Source organism: Actinomycetospora succinea (genome assembly GCF_004363095.1).
Classification (GTDB): Bacteria; Actinomycetota; Actinomycetes; order Mycobacteriales; family Pseudonocardiaceae; genus Actinomycetospora; species Actinomycetospora succinea.
Map to the genome: position 1 here is coordinate 760,926 of NZ_SNYO01000001.1, position 18,490 is coordinate 779,415.

General features: G+C 73.2%; 17 protein-coding genes. 11 read left to right on the forward strand and 6 right to left on the reverse strand.

Annotated elements, in window-relative coordinates:
* Positions 1–108 precede the first annotated feature (108 nt).
* The gene (locus EV188_RS03615; protein ID WP_133824821.1) at positions 109–348 is read right to left on the reverse strand and encodes a hypothetical protein; all 240 of its coding nucleotides are present in this window, start codon (positions 346–348) and stop codon (positions 109–111) included.
* Positions 349–459: 111 nt separating this feature from the next.
* Here EV188_RS03615 and glyA point away from each other — a divergent pair, with 111 nt between their 5' ends.
* Genes glyA through EV188_RS03650 form a run of 7 tightly spaced genes read left to right on the forward strand, consistent with a single transcriptional unit; the run spans position 460 to position 9,652 of the window.
* Entirely contained in the window at positions 460–1,758 is a 1,299-nt protein-coding gene (gene glyA, locus EV188_RS03620; protein ID WP_133824822.1) for a serine hydroxymethyltransferase, read from the forward strand.
* Positions 1,755–2,993: a sarcosine oxidase subunit beta family protein gene (locus EV188_RS03625; RefSeq protein ID WP_133824823.1), complete on the forward strand. Its 1,239-nt coding sequence runs from the start codon at positions 1,755–1,757 to the stop codon at positions 2,991–2,993. Before glyA ends, EV188_RS03625 begins: the two co-directional genes overlap by 4 nt.
* 10 nt (positions 2,994–3,003) lie before the next feature.
* Complete coding sequence (locus EV188_RS03630) at positions 3,004–3,258, forward strand: sarcosine oxidase subunit delta (protein ID WP_133824824.1); 255 nt, start codon at positions 3,004–3,006, stop codon at positions 3,256–3,258.
* Positions 3,255–6,020 (forward strand): 2Fe-2S iron-sulfur cluster-binding protein, encoded by a 2,766-nt coding sequence (locus EV188_RS03635; protein ID WP_133824825.1) that lies wholly within the window; start codon positions 3,255–3,257, stop codon positions 6,018–6,020. Before EV188_RS03630 ends, EV188_RS03635 begins: the two co-directional genes overlap by 4 nt.
* Complete coding sequence (locus tag EV188_RS03640) at positions 6,013–6,606, forward strand: sarcosine oxidase subunit gamma (protein ID WP_133824826.1); 594 nt, start codon at positions 6,013–6,015, stop codon at positions 6,604–6,606. Before EV188_RS03635 ends, EV188_RS03640 begins: the two co-directional genes overlap by 8 nt.
* A 32-nt stretch (positions 6,607–6,638) precedes the next feature.
* Positions 6,639–9,122 carry a GcvT family protein gene (locus tag EV188_RS03645; protein ID WP_133824827.1) on the forward strand — a complete coding sequence of 828 codons (2,484 nt, stop codon included), beginning with the start codon at positions 6,639–6,641 and terminating at the stop codon, positions 9,120–9,122.
* A 29-nt stretch (positions 9,123–9,151) separates the two neighbouring features.
* The gene (locus tag EV188_RS03650) at positions 9,152–9,652 is read left to right on the forward strand and encodes a formimidoyltetrahydrofolate cyclodeaminase (RefSeq protein ID WP_133824828.1); all 501 of its coding nucleotides are present in this window, start codon (positions 9,152–9,154) and stop codon (positions 9,650–9,652) included.
* Between the two features lie 20 nt (positions 9,653–9,672).
* On the opposite strand, the gene EV188_RS03655 is transcribed toward EV188_RS03650, so the two are convergent.
* Positions 9,673–10,341: a GntR family transcriptional regulator gene (locus EV188_RS03655; RefSeq protein ID WP_133824829.1), complete on the reverse strand. Its 669-nt coding sequence runs from the start codon at positions 10,339–10,341 to the stop codon at positions 9,673–9,675.
* 102 nt (positions 10,342–10,443) lie between these two features.
* On the opposite strand from EV188_RS03655, the gene EV188_RS03660 reads away from it, so the two are divergent.
* Positions 10,444–11,808, forward strand: coding sequence for an L-serine ammonia-lyase (locus EV188_RS03660; RefSeq protein WP_133824830.1), 1,365 nt, complete (start codon positions 10,444–10,446; stop codon positions 11,806–11,808).
* Between the two features lie 10 nt (positions 11,809–11,818).
* Positions 11,819–12,670, forward strand: a complete 852-nt coding sequence (gene purU, locus EV188_RS03665; RefSeq protein ID WP_133824831.1) for a formyltetrahydrofolate deformylase — start codon at positions 11,819–11,821, stop codon at positions 12,668–12,670.
* Between the two features lie 84 nt (positions 12,671–12,754).
* On the opposite strand, the gene EV188_RS03670 is transcribed toward purU, so the two are convergent.
* From EV188_RS03670 to EV188_RS03680, 3 genes are read right to left on the reverse strand one after another with little or no spacing between them, the layout of a single operon-like run.
* Positions 12,755–13,534: an IclR family transcriptional regulator gene (locus tag EV188_RS03670; RefSeq protein WP_133824832.1), complete on the reverse strand. Its 780-nt coding sequence runs from the start codon at positions 13,532–13,534 to the stop codon at positions 12,755–12,757.
* A gap of 5 nt (positions 13,535–13,539) precedes the next feature.
* Entirely contained in the window at positions 13,540–13,728 is a 189-nt protein-coding gene (locus EV188_RS03675) for a hypothetical protein (RefSeq protein ID WP_133824833.1), read from the reverse strand.
* A gap of 39 nt (positions 13,729–13,767) precedes the next feature.
* On the reverse strand, positions 13,768–14,913 hold the full coding sequence (locus EV188_RS03680) for an aromatic ring-hydroxylating oxygenase subunit alpha (protein ID WP_133824834.1): 1,146 nt from the start codon (positions 14,911–14,913) through the stop codon (positions 13,768–13,770).
* Positions 14,914–15,289: 376 nt separating this feature from the next.
* Here EV188_RS03680 and EV188_RS03685 point away from each other — a divergent pair, with 376 nt between their 5' ends.
* Positions 15,290–16,465, forward strand: coding sequence for an NAD(P)/FAD-dependent oxidoreductase (locus tag EV188_RS03685; protein ID WP_133824835.1), 1,176 nt, complete (start codon positions 15,290–15,292; stop codon positions 16,463–16,465).
* Positions 16,466–16,473: 8 nt separating this feature from the next.
* Here EV188_RS03685 and EV188_RS03690 read toward each other — a convergent pair whose 3' ends face one another.
* Complete coding sequence (locus EV188_RS03690) at positions 16,474–17,916, reverse strand: MFS transporter (protein WP_133824836.1); 1,443 nt, start codon at positions 17,914–17,916, stop codon at positions 16,474–16,476.
* A 237-nt stretch (positions 17,917–18,153) separates the two neighbouring features.
* On the opposite strand from EV188_RS03690, the gene EV188_RS03695 reads away from it, so the two are divergent.
* Positions 18,154–18,489, forward strand: a complete 336-nt coding sequence (locus EV188_RS03695; protein ID WP_133824837.1) for a bifunctional 3-phenylpropionate/cinnamic acid dioxygenase ferredoxin subunit — start codon at positions 18,154–18,156, stop codon at positions 18,487–18,489.
* Position 18,490: the final 1 nt, after the last annotated feature.

Here is an 18,490-nt window from a genome sequence, read left to right on the forward strand (position 1 = left end):
ATCTCGATCTCTCCGGGGAGCCGTCAGGGCTCTCGAGATGACGACCCTGGTGACACCGTCGAGAGATCGACATGGCGAGCGACGAGCGACGGCTTCCTGCTCCGCTCCCTACACCGGCGAGAACATCGGTGAGAACACCGCCCACTCGCGTCCCGGCTCCTCGACCGGGCGCAGGCGCAGCTCGTACCCGTGCCGTCGCGCGATGGCCGCGGCCTGCGTGCGGTTGACGCTGCGGATCGTCAGGCCCACCGGCCGGTCGCGCAGGATCAGCGCCGCGAGCTGCTGATCCAGACGTCCCATCTCGAACCCGGCCGTCCACTCGTCGACGCCCGCCGTGCCCTCGTGCATCCCGCGACCTCCCTCGGTGTTTCCGGCCCGCACAAGTGTTGACCCTGCTCGGCGTCGCTGTCTACAGTCATCGCTGTCAGATATATCAGTTGGCTACGATGAGGATCGCGAATGTCGATCACTGTCGCTCCCGAGGGTCGCACCGTCCCGGTGCTCGACCGGTCGCTCGCGCAGGCCGACCCTGAGGTCGCCGCCGCCGTCGAGCGCGAGCTGCGCCGCCAGCACGGCACCCTCGAGATGATCGCGAGCGAGAACTTCGCGCCGCTCGCGGTGATGGAGGCCCAGGGCTCGGTCCTGACCAACAAGTACGCCGAGGGCTACCCGGGCCGGCGCTACTACGGCGGCTGCGAGCACGTCGACGTCGTCGAGCAGCTCGCCATCGACCGGCTCAAGGCCCTGTTCGGCGCCGAGTTCGCGAACGTCCAGCCGCACTCGGGCGCGCAGGCGAACGCCGCGGTCATGGCCGCGCTGCTCGAGCCCGGCGACACGATCCTCGGCCTCGCGCTGGCGCACGGGGGCCACCTCACCCACGGCATGCACCTCAACTTCTCCGGGCGCCTCTACGACGTCGCGGCCTACCACGTCCGCGCCGACGACCACCGCGTCGACATGGCCGAGGTCGAGGCGCTCGCCCACGAACGTCGCCCGAAGCTGATCATCGCCGGCTGGTCGGCGTACCCGCGCCGGCAGGACTTCGCGGAGTTCCGCCGGATCGCCGACGAGGTCGGCGCCTGGTTCATGGTCGACATGGCGCACTTCGCCGGCCTCGTCGCCGCGGGCCTGCACCCGTCGCCGGTGCCGCACGCGCACGTCGTCACCTCGACCACCCACAAGACCCTCGGCGGGCCGCGGGGCGGGGTCATCCTCTCCGCCGACAAGGCCCTGGCGAAGAAGTTCAACTCCAGCGTCTTCCCCGGTCAGCAGGGTGGCCCGCTCGAGCACGTCATCGCCGCCAAGGCCGTGGCGTTCAAGCTCGCGGGCGAGCCCGAGTTCCGCGAGCGCCAGGAGCGCACGCTGGAAGGCGCGCGCCTCCTGGCCGACCGGCTGCTCGCGGAGCGCGGCGTCGGCGTCGTCTCCGGCGGCACCGACGTCCACCTGGTCCTGGTCGACCTGCGCGACTCCGAGCTCGACGGCAAGCAGGCCGAGGACCGCCTGCACCGGGTCGGCATCACGGTCAACCGCAACGCGGTCCCGTTCGACCCCCGCCCGCCGATGGTCAGCTCCGGCGTCCGCATCGGCACGGCCGCGCTCGCCGCGCGCGGCTTCGACGCCGACGACTTCGTGGTCGTCGCCGACGTGATCGCCCGGGCCCTGCGCCCGCAGGTCACCGACACCGAGCTGGACGCGCTCGCCGAGCGTGTCGCCGCCCTCGCCGCCCGCCACCCCCTCTACCCGGAGCTGCAGGCATGACGACCGCACCGATCCCCCCGGGCGCCCACCTGCCCGAGCACCCCGACCACCTCTGGGACGACGCCGAGCCCAAGAAGGTCTACGACGTCGTCGTCGTGGGCGGCGGCGGCCACGGCCTCGCGACCGCGCACTACCTCGCGAAGAACCACGGCATCACCAACGTCGCGGTGCTCGAGAAGGGCTGGCTCGCGGGCGGCAACATGGCCCGCAACACCACCCTGATCCGCTCGAACTACCTCTGGGACGAGTCGGCGGGCATCTACGAGCACGCGCTCAAGCTGTGGGAGGGCCTCGAGGACGACCTCGGCTACCCGATCCTGTTCAGCCAGCGCGGCGTGCTCAACCTCGCCCACACCGAGCAGGACGTCCGCGACTCGGTGCGCCGCGTCGAGGCGAACAAGCTCAACGGGATCGACGCCGAGTGGCTCGGGCCCGACGAGGTGGCGAAGGTCTGCCCGATCGTCAACGTCTCGGCCGACATCCGCTACCCGGTCCAGGGGGCGACGTTCCAGCCGCGCGCGGGCATCGCGAAGCACGACTACGTCGCCTGGGGCTTCGCCCGCCGCGCGAGCGAGGCCGGCATCGACATCATCCAGAACTGCGAGGTCACGGGGTTCGTGACCGACGCCGACCGTGTCACCGGCGTGCGCACCACCCGCGGCACCATCGCCGCCGGCACCGTCGCCCTCTGCGCGGCCGGCCACACCTCGGTGCTGCTGGACATGCTCGGCGTGCGCGCGCCGCTGCAGTCGCACCCGCTGCAGGCCCTGGTCTCCGAGCTCCTCGAGCCCGTGCACCCGACGATCGTCATGTCGAACGCGGTGCACGTGTACGTCTCGCAGGCCCACAAGGGCGAGCTCGTGATGGGCGCCGGCGTCGACAGCTACAACGGCTACGGCCAGCGCGGCGCCTTCCACATCATCGAGCGCCAGATGGCCGCCGCCGTCGAGCTCTTCCCGGTCTTCGCCCGCGCCCACCTGCTGCGCAGCTGGGCCGGCGTCGTCGACGTCACCCCGGACGCGAGCCCGATCGTCGGCGCCACGCCCTACGAGAACGTCTTCCTCAACTGCGGCTGGGGAACCGGCGGCTTCAAGGCGACCCCCGGCCTGGGCTGGGCGTTCGCCGACACCGTCGCCCACGGCCGCCCCCACCCCCTCGTCGCGCCGTTCGGCCTCGACCGCTTCGTCACCGGAGCCCTGGTCGACGAGCACGGCGCCGCTGCGGTCGCGCACTAAGGAGCCCCGGATGCAACTCATCGCCTGCCCCTGGTGCGGCCCGCGCGAGGAGACCGAGTTCTCCTACGGCGGCCAGGCCCACGTGCCCTACCCGGAGCACCCGGCCTCGCTGACCGACGAGCAGTGGGCGCACTTCGTCTTCTTCCGCGACAACCCCAAGGGCCCCTTCGCCGAGCGCTGGGCGCACGCCTCGGGCTGCCGCCGCTGGTTCACCGCCGTCCGTGACACGCGCACCCACAAGTTCCTCGAGGAGGTGCCCCGATGAGCAGGATCGCCGGGTACGGCCGCGTCGACCGCAGCCGCACGATCACCGTCACCGTCGACGGCACCGCCTACACCGGGCACCCGGGCGACACCGTCGCGTCCGTGCTGCTCGCGCACGACGCGCGCCCGCAGACCACGAGCGTCAAGTACGGGCGCCCGCGCGGCATCACGTCCTCGTGGACCGAGGACCCGACCGGCCTGGTCCAGGTCGAGGAGCCGTTCCCCGAGCCGATGCTGCTCGCCGCGACCGTCGAGGCCTCCGACGGGCTCGTCGTGCGCGGCGTCAACGGACAGGGGCGCCTCGCCGAGGTCCCCGACACCGCCCGCTACGACCGCCGGCACCACCACTGCGATGTGCTCGTCGTCGGTGCCGGCCCGGCCGGCCTCATCGCCGCCCGCACCGCCGCCCGCCGCGGCGAGAGCGTCGTGCTCGTCGACGACCGGCCCACCGCGGGCGGCACGCTGACCGGCACCGAGACGATCGACGCCCGGCCCGCGCTCGACGTCGTCGCCGACACGGTCGCCGAGCTGGCGGCACTCGGGGTCACGCACCTGCAGCGGACCACCGCGTTCGGGCACTACGACGACGGCTTCGTGCTCGCCCTCGAGCGCCGCGGCGAGACCGCACGCACCCGCCAGCGCGTCCACCGCATCCGCGCCGGGCGCGTGGTGGTCGCGGCGGGCGCGATCGAGCGGCCGATCGTCTTCGAGGACAACGACCGCCCCGGCGTCATGCTCGCCTCGGCCGCGCGGGACCTGCTGCACCGCCACGGCGTCCTCGCCGGCCGCGAGGTCGTCGTCTTCACCAGCGACGACGCCGCCTACGCCGCCGCGGCCGACCTGGCCGACGCCGGCGCGGCCGTCCGCGTCCTCGACGCCCGTGAGCGGGCGCCGCAGTCCTGGCGGCAGCGCTGCGAGGAGCGCGGCGTCGCCGTCGAGACCGGCACGCTCGTCCACGGCACCCGCGGCGAGGAGCACCTCACGGCCGCGGTCGTGGGCACTGTCACTGACTCTGGCCGCCGCGAGGTCCCCTGCGACCTGCTGCTGGTCAGCGGCGGCTGGAACCCCACCGCGCACCTGGTCAGCCACGTCGGCGGGACGCTCGCCTACGACGCCGCGCTGGGCGCGTTCCGGCCGGCCGCCCCGCTGCCCGCGGGCGTGGAGGCCGTCGGTGCCGCCAACGGCACGTTCGCCCTCGCCGACATCCTGCGCGAGGCCGGCGGCACCGACGCCCCCGTCGCGCCCGCCGAGGAGTGGCCGGAGCCCACGCTCGTCCTCTGGCACACCCCCGGCGAGGCGACTCGCCAGTTCGTCGACGTCGCGCGCGACGCGACCGTCGCCGACGTCGCGCGGGCCGTCGGCGCCGGGATGACCCACCCCGAGCACGTCAAGCGGTACACGACCATCGGCACCGCGCACGACCAGGGCAAGACCTCCGGGATCCTCGCGCTGGGCATCCTCGCCGAGCTCACCGGCCGCCCGATCCAGGAGGTCGGCACCACGACCTTCCGGCCGCCGTACACCCCGGTGGCGTTCGCCGCCCTCGCCGGGCGCGAGCGCGGCGACCTGTTCGACCCGGTGCGGACCACGCCGCTGCACGCCTGGCACGTCGCGGCCGGCGCGGAGTTCGAGGACGTCGGGCAGTGGAAGCGCGCCCGGCACTACCCGCAGGCCGGCGAGGACATGACCGCGGCGGTCCTGCGCGAGTGCGCCGCGGTGCGCACGTCGGTCGGCATCATGGACGCCTCGACGCTCGGCAAGATCGACGTCCGCGGCCCCGACGCCCCGGTCCTGCTCGACCGGCTCTACACGAACATGATGTCGAGCCTGAAGGTCGGGCGCGTCCGCTACGGCGTGATGTGCGGCAACGACGGCATGGTCTTCGACGACGGCACCGTGCTGCGCCTCGCCGAGGACCGCTACCTCGTCACGACCACCACCGGCAACGCCGCCCACGTCCTCGACTGGATGGAGGAGTGGGTCCAGACCGAGTGGACCGACCTGAGGGTGCGGCTGACCTCGGTCACCGAGCAGTGGTCGATCGCCGCCGTCGCGGGCCCGCGCTCGCGCGACGTCATCGGCGCGGTGTTCGGCGACGTCGACGTCAGCAACGAGGCGCTCGGGTTCATGTGCTGGGCGGACACGACGCTCGACGGCGTGCCGGTGCGCCTCGCGCGCATCTCGTTCTCGGGCGAGCTCGCGTATGAGGTCACCGTCAGCTCCTGGTACGCCCCGGCGGTCTGGGCGCGCCTGCTCGAGGCCGGGCAGGAGTTCGGCATCACGCCCTACGGCACCGAGACCATGCACGTCCTGCGGGCCGAGAAGGGCTACCCGATCATCGGCCAGGACACCGACGGCACCGTGTCGCCGCACGACCTCGGCATGAGCTGGGCCGTGTCGAAGAAGAAGGACGACTTCGTCGGCAAGCGGTCCCACGCCCGGGCGGAGAACCGCAACCCGCTGCGCAAGCAGCTGGTCTCGCTGCTGCCGACCGACGCCGCCACCAAGCTGCCCGAGGGCTCGCAGATCGTCCGCTTCTGCGACGACGGCGCCCTGCCCCCGGCGCCCGTCCCGATGCTCGGGCACGTCACCTCCAGCTACCACAGCGCCGAGCTCGCCCGGCCCTTCGCGCTCGCCCTGGTCAAGGGCGGGCGGGAGCGCCTCGGCGAGGTCGTCCACGTGCCCGTCGGCGACGAGCTCGTGGCCGCCCGCATCGGCGAGACCGTCCTCGTCGACCCGGAAGGAGCCCGCCGAGATGGCTGACGGCATCCCTGGCCTGACCCTCGTCCACCCGCTGGAGGGCCGGCGGGACGCGCTCGCCGCCGCCTCCGTCGGCACGCTCCTGAGCCTCGACCTCGAGGCGCCGGTCGCGGCCGTCGACCTGCGCGTCGACCCCGACGGCTCCGGTCCCGCGGCGGTCGGCGCCGCCGTCGGTGCCGCCCTGCCGGCGCGGCCCGACACGTGGACCGCGCTCCCGAGCGGCCTCGCCCTGCGCCTGGGGCCCGACGAGTGGCTGCTGACCAGCACCACCGCCGACCCCCAGGACTGGGAGTTCCACGTCGACGAGACGGCGAGCGCCCACGGCGGCATGGCCGTCGACGTGTCCGCCCAGCGCACGAGCGTGCGCGTGCGGGGCACCGCCGCGCGGGACCTGCTCGCGTTCGGCTGCTCGCTCGACCTGCGCCCCGCCGCGTTCCCGCGCGGCCGCTGCGCCCAGACCCTCCTCGGCCAGGCCGCCGTCGTGCTCGTCGCCTACGACGTCGACGACCTCGCCCTGATCGTCCGCAGTTCCTTCGCCGGCTACGTCGCCGACTGGCTCGTCGACGCCGCCGCCGAGTTCCAGCCCTGATCCACCCACCCCCGTACTCGCGTGGAGACGCCATGAGCACCACCCCCCGCGTCGTCGTCATCGGAGCCGGGATCGTCGGCGCCAACCTGGCCGACGAGCTCACCGGCCGCGGCTGGACCGACGTCACCGTCCTCGACCAGGGACCGCTGCCGCTCACCGGCGGGTCGACCTCGCACGCACCCGGTCTGGTGTTCCAGACCAACGCGTCGAAGACGATGAGCGAGTTCGCCTCCTACACGGTGGAGAAGTTCCTGTCGCTCGACAGTGTCCTCGGAGGCGGGGACGGCGCCTGGTGCTTCAACCAGGTCGGCGGCCTCGAGGTGGCCACGACCCCGGAGCGGCTCGCCGACCTGCACCGCAAGCAGGGCTGGGCCACCGCGCGCGGCATCCCGGCGCAGGTCGTCGACGTCGACGAGTGCGCCCGCCTGCACCCGCTGATGGACCCCACGCGGATCCTCGGCGGCCTGCACACGCCCACCGACGGGCTCGCGAAGGCCGCCCGCGCGGTCACCGCGCTGATCCGTCGGGCCGAGTCGCGGGGCGCGGTGTTCCGCGGGTCGACGCGCGTGACCGGCGTGGCGCAGCAGGGCGGGTGGGTCACCGGCGTCGAGACCGACCAGGGCCTGGTCCCGGCGGACATCGTGGTGTCCTGCGCCGGGTTCTGGGGCCGCGAGATCGGCGCCATGGTCGGGATGCGCGTGCCGCTGCTGCCGCTCGCGCACCAGTACGTCTTCACCGGGCAGGTGCCCGACCTCGCCGGCCGCAACGACGAGGCGATCGAGGCCCGGCTGCCGATCCTGCGCCACCAGGACCAGGACCTGTACTACCGCGAGCACAACGACCGCATCGGCATCGGCTCCTACGCCCACCGCCCGATGCCCGTGTCGCTCGCCGAGCTGCCCGAGGTCGACGACGTCAGCGAGAGCCGGCAGCCCTCGATGCTGCCGTTCACCGAGGACGACTTCGCGCCGCAGTGGGAGCAGAGCCGCCTGCTGCTGCCCTCCCTGAACGACACGAAGATCGACCACGGGTTCAACGGCATCTTCTCGTTCACCCCGGACGGCGGGCCGCTCGTCGGCGAGTCGGCGGACGTGGCGGGGTTCTGGATCGCCGAGGCCGTGTGGGTCACCCACTCCGCCGGCGTCGCGCGCAGCGTCGCCCAGCTGCTGGTCGACGGCCGCAGCGAGATCGAGCTGCACGGCTGCTCGGTGCACCGGTTCGAGGAGTTCCAGCTCGCCGACGACTACGTCGCGGAGACCTCGCAGCAGAACTTCGTCGAGATCTACGACGTCGTGCACCCGTTGCAGCCGAAGCTCTCGCCCCGCGAGGTGCGGACCAGCCCGTTCTACGCGCGGCAGACCGACCTCGGCGCGGTGTTCCTGGAGGCCCGCGGTTGGGAGCGCCCGCAGTGGTACACGGCGAACGCCCCGCTGGTCGCGGAGCTGCCGACCGAGTGGCTGCCGCCGACGCGCGACGCGTGGTCGGCGCGGTTCCACTCGCCGATCGCCGCGGTCGAGGCGTGGAAGACCCGCACCGCGGTCGCGATGTACGACATGACCTCGCTGACCCGGATCGAGGTCTCCGGGCCGGGGGCGTGCGCGATGCTCGACCGCCTGGTCACCGGGAAGATGGACAAGTCGGTCGGCTCGGTGACCTACACGCTGGCGCTCGACGAGGCCGGCGGCATCCGCAGCGACCTCACCGTCGCCCGGCTCGGCCCGGAGCTCTTCCAGGTCGGCGCCAACGGCCCGCTCGACCTCGAGATGCTGCGCCGCGCGGCGGCCGAGGCCGGGGACGTCACCGTGCGCGACATCTCCGGCGGCACCTGCTGCATCGGGGTCTGGGGCCCGCTCGCCCGCGACCTGGTGCAGCCGCTGACCTCGGCCGATCTCTCCCACGAGGGGCTGAAGTTCTTCCGGTGCGTGCAGACCGAGATCGGCGGCATCCCGGTCACCGCGATGCGCCTGTCGTACGTCGGCGAGCTCGGCTGGGAGATCTACACGACCGCCGAGTACGGGCAGCGGCTCTGGGACGTGCTCTGGCGGGCCGGCCAGGCGCACGGCGTCGTCGCCGCGGGGCGGGCGGCGTTCAACAGCCTGCGGCTGGAGAAGGGCTACCGCAGCTGGGGCGCCGACATGACGACCGAGCACTCGCCGTACGAGGCGGGGCTGGGGTTCGCGGTGCGCCCGTCGACGAAGGGCGACTTCGTGGGCCGCGCGGCGGTCACCGCCGAGGGCGCGCAGGACGTGGCGCGGTCGCTGACCTGCCTGACCGTCGACGACGGACGCAGCGTGGTGCTCGGGCACGAGCCGGTGCTCGTCGACGGCGAGCCCTCGGGCTACGTGACGTCGGCGGCGTACGGCCACACGATCGGCCGGCCGATCGCGTACGCGTGGCTCCCCGCCGGGCTCGAGCCGGGCACGCCCGTGGAGATCCAGTACTTCGGGCACCCCGTGCGGGCGACGGTCGCGAGCGAGCCGCTCGTCGATCCCGAGATGGCGCGGATCCGGCGCTGAGCCCCGGACCCGAGCAGGAGAGAGGCGTCGTGCGCAGCGACTCGGTCGAGCAGCTCCTGGAGTCGGTGGCGTCGTCGGGAACCGGTCCCGGCGGCGCCGCCGCCCTGCACGCCGCGACCGGGGCCGCGTTCGTCGCCCGGGCCGTCGGGCCGAACGGCGGACGCGCGGCGGAGATCGCCGACGACCTGCGGGAGAAGGCGCTGGGCCTCGCCGCGGCGACCCCGGGCGCCGACGGCTCGGACGACGCCCGGGCGGCGGTGCAGGTCATCGAGGTCGCCGAGCGCGCCCTGGGCCTCGCCGAGACCCTGCGGCCCGGTGAGCGGGGCGTGGGCGCCACCGACGTCGCCGCGGCCGCCGAGGCCCTGCGCGCCGCGGTGGGCACGGCGCGCGTCGAGGTCGAGGCGCACCTCGTGGGGATCACCGACCCCGCCGTGCGCGAGGAGCTGCTCCTCGCGATCGACCCCGTCGACGACGTCGTCCTGCGCGCCGCGAAGGTCACCGCCGTCGTCCGCGAGCAGCTGCTGCGCTGACCCACGCACGTAGGGGTGCGTCAGATGACCGAGCGGATCGCCTTCTCGAAGCCCTGGACGTGCTGGCGGGCCTTGCGGGCGGCGACGTCGGCCTCGCCGTCAGCGATCGTGCGCAGCAGGCCGGCGTGCTCCTCGACGTGCGACACGAAGTCGTGCATGCGGTCGAGGAACAGGCAGAAGATCCGCGTCGCCAGGTTGTCGTAGCGCACGAGGGTGTCCTCGAGGTGCGGGTTGCCCGCCGCGTGGTAGATCGCCCGGTGCACCCGCATGTCCCAGCGCATCAGCTCCTCGCGGGACAGCTCGGGCACGTCGAGGCGCTCGGTGGCGTCGGCCAGCGCGGCGAGCTCCTCGCGCGTCGCGGTCGAGGCGTCCTCGGCGGCCCGGCGCGCGGCCAGGGGCTCGAGCTGCACGCGGATGTCGGAGATGTAGGCCAGGTCGGTGATGTCGACGGCCGTCGCGAACGTGCCCCGCCGGGCGTAGGAGACGACCAGCCGGTCGACCTCGAGACGCTTGAGCGCCTCGCGGACCGGCGTGCGCCCCACACCCAGCGACTCGACCAGCGCGACCTCGTCGATCGGCGCCATCGGCGGGATCTCCAGCATGATCAGCTTGTCCTGGATGGCCTGGTAGGCGCGCTCGGACAGCGAGAGCGGGGGGCTCGACTCCTGCTCGTCCGGGAGAACGGTCATGCACGGAGCGTACAACAACGCGATTACTCCTTCTCTCTGTCGGCCACGGTTGATATACTAGTTCAACATCAAACGCTCGACACGGCCTCCTGGGGGTGTCCCATGGCCATCTCGGTGTTCGACCTCTTCAAGGTCGGGATCGGTCCGTCCAGCTCGCACACGGTGGGCCCGATGCGCGCCGCGTTCCTCTTCGTCTCGCGCCTCCACGACACCGACCGTCTGCACGACGTCGCGTCGCTGCGCTGCGAGCTGTTCGGCTCGCTGGGGGCGACGGGCCACGGCCACGGCAGCGTCCCGGCGGTCGTCCTCGGCCTGTGCGGCGAGCAGCCCCACCTGGTCGACCCGGTGGAGGCGGGGCCGCTGGTCGCGGCCGCCCGCGCCGAGGGCCGCATCGCGCTGGCGGGCAAGCAGCCGATCGCCTTCTCGGTCGACGACGACGTCGTGCTCCACCGCAAGGAGCGCCTGCCGTTCCACAGCAACGGGATGGTCTTCTGCGCCCGCGACGCCGACGGGCGCGAGATCGCGCGCCGCGAGTACTACTCGGTCGGCGGAGGCTTCGTCCTGGACGAGGACGAGACCGGCGAGCCCGTGCTGCGCGAGGACGCGACCCCGGAGCGCCACCCGTTCACCACCGGCGACGAGCTCGTCGCCATCGCGCGCACCCACGGTCTGCGCATCAGCGACGTCGTGCTCGCCAACGAGCGGGCCTGGCGCCCCGAGGCCGAGACGCGCGCGGGCCTGCTGCACCTGTGGTCGGTGATGCGCGAGTGCGTCGAGCGCGGCTGCTCCACCGAGGGCGTGCTGCCCGGGGGCCTGCGGGTGCGCCGGCGCGCGCCGGACCTGCGCCGCCACCTGGACGCCGAGGACGCCGGCTGCACCGACATGGACCGCGTCACCCTCGACGCCCTCGCGGTCAACGAGGAGAACGCCGCCGGCGGGCGCGTCGTCACCGCCCCCACCAACGGCGCCGCCGGGATCGTGCCGGCGGTGCTGCACCACGCGGCCCGGTCGCTGCGGTCGTTCGACGGCGACGCCGTCGTGCGCTTCCTGCTCACCGCCGGTGCCGTGGGGCTGCTGTTCAAGCGCAACGCGTCGATCTCGGGCGCCGAGGTCGGGTGCCAGGGCGAGGTCGGCTCGGCGTGCTCGATGGCCGCCGCCGGCTTCGCGGAGCTGCTCGGGGGCTCGCCCGAGCAGGTCGAGAACGCCGCCGAGATCGGCATCGAGCACAACCTCGGCCTGACCTGCGACCCGGTCGGCGGGCTCGTGCAGATCCCCTGCATCGAGCGCAACGCCGTGGCGTCGGTCAAGGCGATCACCGCCGCCCGGATGGCGGTGCGCGGGGACGGCGTCCACCACGTCTCGCTCGACAAGGCGATCAAGACGATGCGCGAGACGGGCGCCGACATGAAGGTCAAGTACAAGGAGACGGCCCGCGGCGGGCTCGCTCTCAACGTCGTCGAGTGCTGACGGGAACCCCATGGACACCGAGTCCTTCGTCCTCACCCTGAGCTGCCCCAACCGCAGCGGCATCGTCCGCGCCGTCAGCAGCCACCTCACGGCGTACGGCGCCGACATCGTCGAGCACCAGCAGTTCGACGACCCCGTCAGCGGGCGCCTGTTCATGCGCACCCGCGTGACCGCGCCCGAGGGCACCGACCTCGACGCGATCGCGGCGGACTTCGCCCCCGTCGCCGAGGCGTTCGCCATGGACCACGAGTTCCACCGGCAGCGCGAGCCCCGCGTCCTCGTCATGGTCTCCACGTCGGGGCACTGCCTCAACGACCTGCTCTTCCGGTGGCGCTCGGGCAGCCTCGGCGCCGAGCTCGTCGGCGTCCTGTCCAACCACGAGACGCTGCGCCCGATGGCCGAGTCCGCGGATCTGCCCTTCTTCCACGTCCCCGTCACGCCGGCCACCAAGCCGGACGCCGAGGCCGAGATGCTGCGGATCGTCGGCGAGCTCGACGCGGAGCTGGTGGTGCTCGCCCGCTACATGCAGGTCCTCTCGGACCGCACCTGCGCGACCCTGCGCGGGCGGGCGATCAACATCCACCACTCGTTCCTGCCCGGCTTCGCGGGCGCCAAGCCCTACCACCAGGCCTACGACCGCGGCGTGAAGTTCGTCGGCGCCACCGCCCACTACGTCACCGCGGACCTCGACGAGGGGCCGATCATCGAGCAGGAGGTGGTCCGCATCGACCACTCCTACGACCCGCGGGCGCTGCAGACCGTGGGCCGTGACGCCGAGGCGCTGGCCCTGTCGCGAGCCGTGCGCTGGCACTGCGAGCGCCGCGTGCTCGTCGACGGCCACCGCACGGTGGTCTTCCGGTAGGCCGGCCTCGGGTTTCCGAGCGAAGGACACCTTCGCTCGAGGAGAGGGGCGAGGGGCGCCCGTCGCCGGAAAGCGGCCGGGCGCCTACTCCCCGCGGTACCCGAGCTTCGCCGACAGCTCGGCCGCGCCGTCGCGCAGGTCGGCGACGATCGCGCGGGCGCGGCGGCGGGGGAGGCGGTAGGCGGGGCCGGTCGCCGACAGGGCCGAGCCCACGGTGCCGTCGGCCGAGAACACCGGGACGGCGACGGCGTGCATGCCGACCTCGAGCTCCTCGAACGACCGCGCGTGCCCCTCGTCGAGGACGCGGGCCAGCTCGGTGCGCAGCACCGCGGTCTCCACGATCGTCTCGTCGGTGTAGCGCGTGAGGCGGCGCCGCAGCACCGGGCGGCGGTCCTCCTCGGGCATCCACGCGAGCAGGACCTTCCCCGCGCCGGTGGCGTGCAGGGGGCTGCGGCGGCCCACCCAGTTCTGCGAGGTGATCGCCGCCGTGCCGTACTCCTGGGCCACCGTGATGCCGGCCTCCCCGTCGGTGACGGCGATGTTGACGGTCTCGCCCAGGCTCTCGGCGAGCTGCTGGCAGATCGGCTGACCGAGCCGCGCGACGTCGAGCCGGGCGGTCGTGGCGGCCGCGAGGCGCACCACGCCGTAGCTCAGCGCGTACTTCCCGCGCTCGCCGAGCTGCTCGAGCAGGTTGCGGTGCTGGAGCGCCGACACCAGGCGCGACGCGGTGGACTTGTGCACGTCGAGCTCCTCGGCGATCTCGGTGATCCCGAGCTCGCCGCGCGCCGCGACGATCTCCAGGATCGTGATCGCGCGGTCGACCGACTGGACGGCGGAGCCCTCGCCGGCTCCCGACGTGCGCACGCCGATCAGTCCGTGGAGTCCTGGCGGATGGCGCGCGCCAGCTCGGCGAGCAGTCCGGGCAGGCGGGCGGCGCACGTCGGGCAGACGCAGTCGCTGCCGTGCACCGCCAGCTCGTCGGCCACGCGGAAGGCGTCGCGGTACGGCGTGGTGGAGACGTCGCCGGAGGGGTCGCGGTTCTCGGGGGTGATGGACATCGTCTGCTCCTGGAGGCTTCGTGGGGGACGCGGGGGTGCTCAGCCGACGCGCTGCGCGACCCAGTCGTGGAACTCGCCGATGTGGTGCTCGCTGGGCACGAGGACGCCGCCGCGGGCGTAGGAGCGCGAGTCCATGGAGACCTGGCAGCGCTCGCAGGCGTCGAAGTCCTGCACGTTGACGCGGTGGAACAGCTCGACGGACCGGTCGATGTCGGCGCCGGAGTCGACCACCTCGGGCAGGTAGAGCCAGTCGCAGCGCACCAGCGTCCGCTCCGCGGTGAGCGGGAACATGCGGTGGAACACCACGTGGTCGGGCACGAGGTTGATGAAGACCTGCGGGCGCACCGTGATGGCGTAGTAGCGCCGGTCCTGGTCGTCGCCGACCCCGGGGATCCGCTCGAGCCCCGCGGACCCGTCGACCGTGAACCCGGCGACGTCCTCGCCGAACTCGGCGCCGTGCCCCACGAAGTACTGCGCCGCGAGACCGTTCGCGAACTCCGGCAGCACCTCGGTGAGCTCGGGGTGGATCGTCCCGCAGTGGTAGCACTCCATGAAGTTCTCGACGATCTGCTTCCAGTTCGCCTTCACGTCGTACTCGATGCGCCGGCCCAGCTTCAGGTCGGCGACCTGGTAGCCGACGATCGTGTCCGGCGACCCGAGACGGGCCGTGACGTCGCCGATCACCGTGTCCTCGAACGACGGGGGCTCCTCGGCCAGGCACAGCCACACGTAGCCGAGCCACTCGCGCACGTGCACCCGGTGCAGGCCGTACTCGACGCGGTCGATGTCGGGCATCTCGCCGATGTTCGGGGCGGAGATCAGCTTGCCGTCCAGCCCGTAGGTCCACGCGTGGTACGGGCACTGGAAGGAGCGCCGGACGCTGCCCTTCTCCTCGGTGCAGATCCGGGCGCCGCGGTGGCGGCAGACGTTGAGGTGGGCGTTGACGCCGCCGTCGCGGCCGCGGGCGACGATCACGCTCTCGCGCCCGATCTGGACGGTCTCGAAGTCGCCGGCCTTCGTCAGGTCGGCGGACAGGACCGCGCAGAACCAGCCGGTCTCGAAGATGAGGGCCTGTTCGGCCGCGAAGATCGTGGGATCGGTGTAGTACCGGCCCGGCAGCGTGCCGCGCAGGCTCGCCGGCAGTGCCGGCGACGCGATCTCCGGTGCGATCTCTCCGGTGGTCATGCGAATCGTGCTCCTCGAGGTGCGCCTACGGGGGAGGGGCGTCGTCCGACCGGGGGAACGGCCGCGACCAGATGTGGGAGCGGGCCGACGGCCTGACGCCGACTCGCCGTTGAGTTGCGCGATGAGAAACACGATCCGTCATGCGCAACACCACGGTCGACGACCGCGAGGTCGTGTGTCAAGAGAGCGCGCGGGCGAGTTCGTGCGGGAGTGCGTCACAGCGCCATGTCGAACCGCTCTTGACAAGCAGGTTCACGTCTCCCACGGTCTTGAGTTGCGCATCAGGCATCACGTCTCGTAAAGCGCAACGCAACACTCCAGATCGTGGGGTGTCCCGTCGTCGGTCCCTCCCTCTCGCAGCCCTCCTGGAGGCCGCATGCACACCATCACGATCGTCGGCGGATCGGTCGCCGGCATCCGTTCCGCGGAGGCCCTGCGCACCGCCGGGTTCGACGGCCGGCTGGTGCTCGTCGGCGACGACGTCCACCGGCCCTACGACCGGCCCCCGCTGTCCAAGGCGTTCCTCGACGGCTCCCTCGACGTCGACGCGATCGGCCTGCTCGACGCCGACGAGGAGGCTGAGCTCGCCCTCGACCTGCGGCTCGGGGCCACCGCGACCGGTCTCGACCCGGCGGGCGGGCGGGTCGTGCTCGCCGACGGCACCGACGTCCCCACCGACGGCGTCGTGATCGCCACCGGGGGCAGCGCCCGCCGGCTGCCCGGGACCGCCGGGGTGGAGGGCGTGCACACCCTCCGCACGCTCGACGACGCCCTGGCGCTGCGCCGGGAGCTGCGGGACGGCTCGCCGCGCGTCGCCGTCGTCGGCGGCGGGTTCATCGGGGCCGAGGTCGCCTCGACCTGCCGCGCGATGGGCCTCGAGGTGACGGTGCTGGACGGCCTGCCGCTGCCGATGGCGCCGGTCCTCGGCCCGAGCATCGCCCGCAGCTGCGTCGACCTGCACGCGGAGCACGGCACGGACCTGCGCGCGGGCGCCACCGTGGCGGGCCTCGCCACCGTCCCCAGCGACGACGCGCGCCGCGTCGTCGGCGTCGAGCTCGGCGACGGCACCACCGTCAAGGCGGACGTCGTGGTCGTCGGGATCGGCATCACCCCGAACACCGGCTGGCTGGACGGCTCCGGGCTGCCGCTCGACAACGGGGTGTGCACCGACGCCGGGATGGTCACGGCCCTGCCGAACGTGGTGGCCGTGGGCGACGTGGCCCGGTCCGGCGCGCGCCGCCACGAGCACTGGACCAGCGCGGGCGAGCAGGCGGCCGTCGCCGCCGCCAACCTGCTGTCCGCGACCTCCGAGGCGACCTTCCGGCCCAGTGGCTACGTGTGGTCGGAGCAGTACGGGCGCATGCTCCAGCTCGCCGGTCACCCGTCCGCGCACGACCGCGTCGACGTCGTCGACGGCGAGCCCGGCGACGGGCGCTTCGTCGCGCGCTACGTGGACGACGCGGGCGTCACCACCGGCGTCTTCGCGATGGCGAACCCGCGCGGGTTCGGCCGCCTGCGCCGCAGCGAGCTCGGCCGCCCGCAGGCCGCCTGAGCGGCGCGTCAGTCCCGCGGCTGCTCGAGGGGCACCCCGTCCTCCGAGAGCGCAGGGGGCGGCAGGTCCGCGCTCGAGGTCAGCGGCGCGGCACCCGGTAGCGGGCGTCCCGCGGACTCGGTCAGGAACAGCACGCTGACCACTCCGATGACGCCCGCGGCGACCAGGTAGTAGCCGGGCCAGTCGAGGTTGCCGGTCGCCGTCGTCGCGGCGGCGATGACGGTCGGCGCCGTGCCCGCGAACAGGGAGACGGCCACGTTGAACGTCAGCGCGAGGCCCCCGTAGCGCACGAGGGTCGGGAACAGCGCGGGCAGCGTGGACGGCGCGACGGCCGCGAAGCAGACCAGGCACGCGCCGATGAGCGCGAGGCCGCCGAGCTGGCCGAGCAGGCCCTGGCGCAGGAGCCAGACCGCCGGCAGGCCGCCGAGCACGAGCGCCACGCTGCCCGCCATCAGCACGGGACGGCGCCCGACGCGGTCGGACAGGCGGCCCAGCGACGTGACCACCAGCAGCATCGCCACCATGACGACCACCTGCAGGGCCGTGGACGTCGCCTTCTCGGTGCCCGTCTCGCCGTGCTCGCCGAGCGTGCTGGTCAGGTAGATGGGGATGTAGTTGGTCAGCACGTAGTTGGTGATGTTCCAGGCGACGACGAGGCCGCCGGCGACCACGAGCGCGCGCCGGTAGCGGACCCAGAGGATCTGCAGGGCACGGCGCAGCGGCATCGTCGCCAGCGCGGGGGAGCGCTCCATGAGCTGCCGGAATGCGGGGGTGTCCTCGAGGCGCAGCCGCAGGTAGATGCCGACGACGCCCAGCGGCAGCGCGAGCATGAACGGCAGGCGCCAGCCCCAGGTCAGCAGGTCCTCGTCGGGCAACAGGGCGATCAGCGTCGCGCTGATCCCGGCGCCGAGCGTGTAGCCGGTGAGGGTGCCGAACTCGAGCCAGCTCCCGAAGAACCCGCGCCGCCGGTCCGGCGCGTACTCGGCGATCATCGTCAGCGCGCCCGTGTACTCGCCGCCTGCCGAGAAGCCCTGCAGCATCCGCATGACGAGCACGAGGATCGGCGCGGCCGCCCCGATCGCCCCGTGGCTCGGGACGAGGCCGAGCAGGACGGTCGCCAGCGCCATCAGCAGGACGGTCACCGACAGCACCCTGGTGCGCCCGATGCGGTCGCCGAGGGGGCCGAAGAACAGCCCGCCGAGGGGGCGCACGAGGAACGCCGCGGCGAAGGCGCCGAGCGTGTACACGGCCGCCCAGGGACCCGCGTCGGGGAAGAACACCCTGGTCAGGACCGCGCCGGCCAGGTACGAGTAGATCCCGAAGTCGTACCATTCGGCGACGTTCCCGATGGCCGCCGCGGCGGTCGCCCGGCGCACCGTGTGCTCGCCCTCGATCGCCCGGGGCGCGCCGCCGCGCCGCCGCGGCCCTCGCGGCTGCGCGTGCTCGGCCATGTGATCACTCCCGGAGCCGGCGGCGGTGGCGGGCTCGTCTCGCCGGGGAGTGTGGCATCCCGACGGCGCCGTCAGCCTCGTGCTGCTGACATATGAGACGTGTATCAGTCTCGGTCTATTGCTGCAACGTAAATCTTCGTTGCGGGTGGTCGCACCCCTTGACGGCGCGATTCACAAGCTTCAGGCTCTGTGTTGCGGATGACAGGACTCGATGCGCATAGCGCAACAGGAGCCAGAATGATCTACGTGGGCGAGCTGTCCGACATCCCCGTCGGGGAGTCGGTCCGGGTGCAGGGCTCGGTGGCCATCGCGGTCTTCAACGCGGACGGCGAGCTCTACGCCATCGACGACACGTGCACGCACCAGGACGCGTCGCTGTCCGACGGGTGGCTCGAGGGGTGCGCGGTCGAGTGCCCGCTGCACGCCGCGTGCTTCGACCTGCGCACCGGGCAGCCCAGCGGTCCGCCGGCGAAGAAGCCGGTGCGGACCCACCGGGTCGCCGTCGAGGACGGCCTCGTCTACGTCGAGGAGACCGTGCGCGTCGAGGCGCGGGCGCTCGCCGGGGTCGAGTGAC

What these genes read in the sequence shown, in the direction of transcription:
- purU (WP_133824831.1), top strand. Translation starts at nt 11,819, where the DNA reads ATGGACACCGAGTCCTTCGTCCTCACCCTGAGCTGCCCCAACCGCAGC.
- EV188_RS03630 (WP_133824824.1), top strand. Translation starts at nt 3,004, where the DNA reads ATGCAACTCATCGCCTGCCCCTGGTGCGGCCCGCGCGAGGAGACCGAG.
- EV188_RS03635 (WP_133824825.1), top strand. Translation starts at nt 3,255, where the DNA reads ATGAGCAGGATCGCCGGGTACGGCCGCGTCGACCGCAGCCGCACGATC.
- EV188_RS03640 (WP_133824826.1), top strand. Translation starts at nt 6,013, where the DNA reads ATGGCTGACGGCATCCCTGGCCTGACCCTCGTCCACCCGCTGGAGGGC.
- EV188_RS03690 (WP_133824836.1), bottom strand. Translation starts at nt 17,916, where the DNA reads ATGGCCGAGCACGCGCAGCCGCGAGGGCCGCGGCGGCGCGGCGGCGCG.
- EV188_RS03675 (WP_133824833.1), bottom strand. Translation starts at nt 13,728, where the DNA reads ATGTCCATCACCCCCGAGAACCGCGACCCCTCCGGCGACGTCTCCACC.
- EV188_RS03645 (WP_133824827.1), top strand. Translation starts at nt 6,639, where the DNA reads ATGAGCACCACCCCCCGCGTCGTCGTCATCGGAGCCGGGATCGTCGGC.
- EV188_RS03680 (WP_133824834.1), bottom strand. Translation starts at nt 14,913, where the DNA reads ATGACCACCGGAGAGATCGCACCGGAGATCGCGTCGCCGGCACTGCCG.
- EV188_RS03625 (WP_133824823.1), top strand. Translation starts at nt 1,755, where the DNA reads ATGACGACCGCACCGATCCCCCCGGGCGCCCACCTGCCCGAGCACCCC.
- glyA (WP_133824822.1), top strand. Translation starts at nt 460, where the DNA reads ATGTCGATCACTGTCGCTCCCGAGGGTCGCACCGTCCCGGTGCTCGAC.
- EV188_RS03695 (WP_133824837.1), top strand. Translation starts at nt 18,154, where the DNA reads ATGATCTACGTGGGCGAGCTGTCCGACATCCCCGTCGGGGAGTCGGTC.
- EV188_RS03615 (WP_133824821.1), bottom strand. Translation starts at nt 348, where the DNA reads ATGCACGAGGGCACGGCGGGCGTCGACGAGTGGACGGCCGGGTTCGAG.
- EV188_RS03655 (WP_133824829.1), bottom strand. Translation starts at nt 10,341, where the DNA reads ATGACCGTTCTCCCGGACGAGCAGGAGTCGAGCCCCCCGCTCTCGCTG.
- EV188_RS03660 (WP_133824830.1), top strand. Translation starts at nt 10,444, where the DNA reads ATGGCCATCTCGGTGTTCGACCTCTTCAAGGTCGGGATCGGTCCGTCC.
- EV188_RS03685 (WP_133824835.1), top strand. Translation starts at nt 15,290, where the DNA reads ATGCACACCATCACGATCGTCGGCGGATCGGTCGCCGGCATCCGTTCC.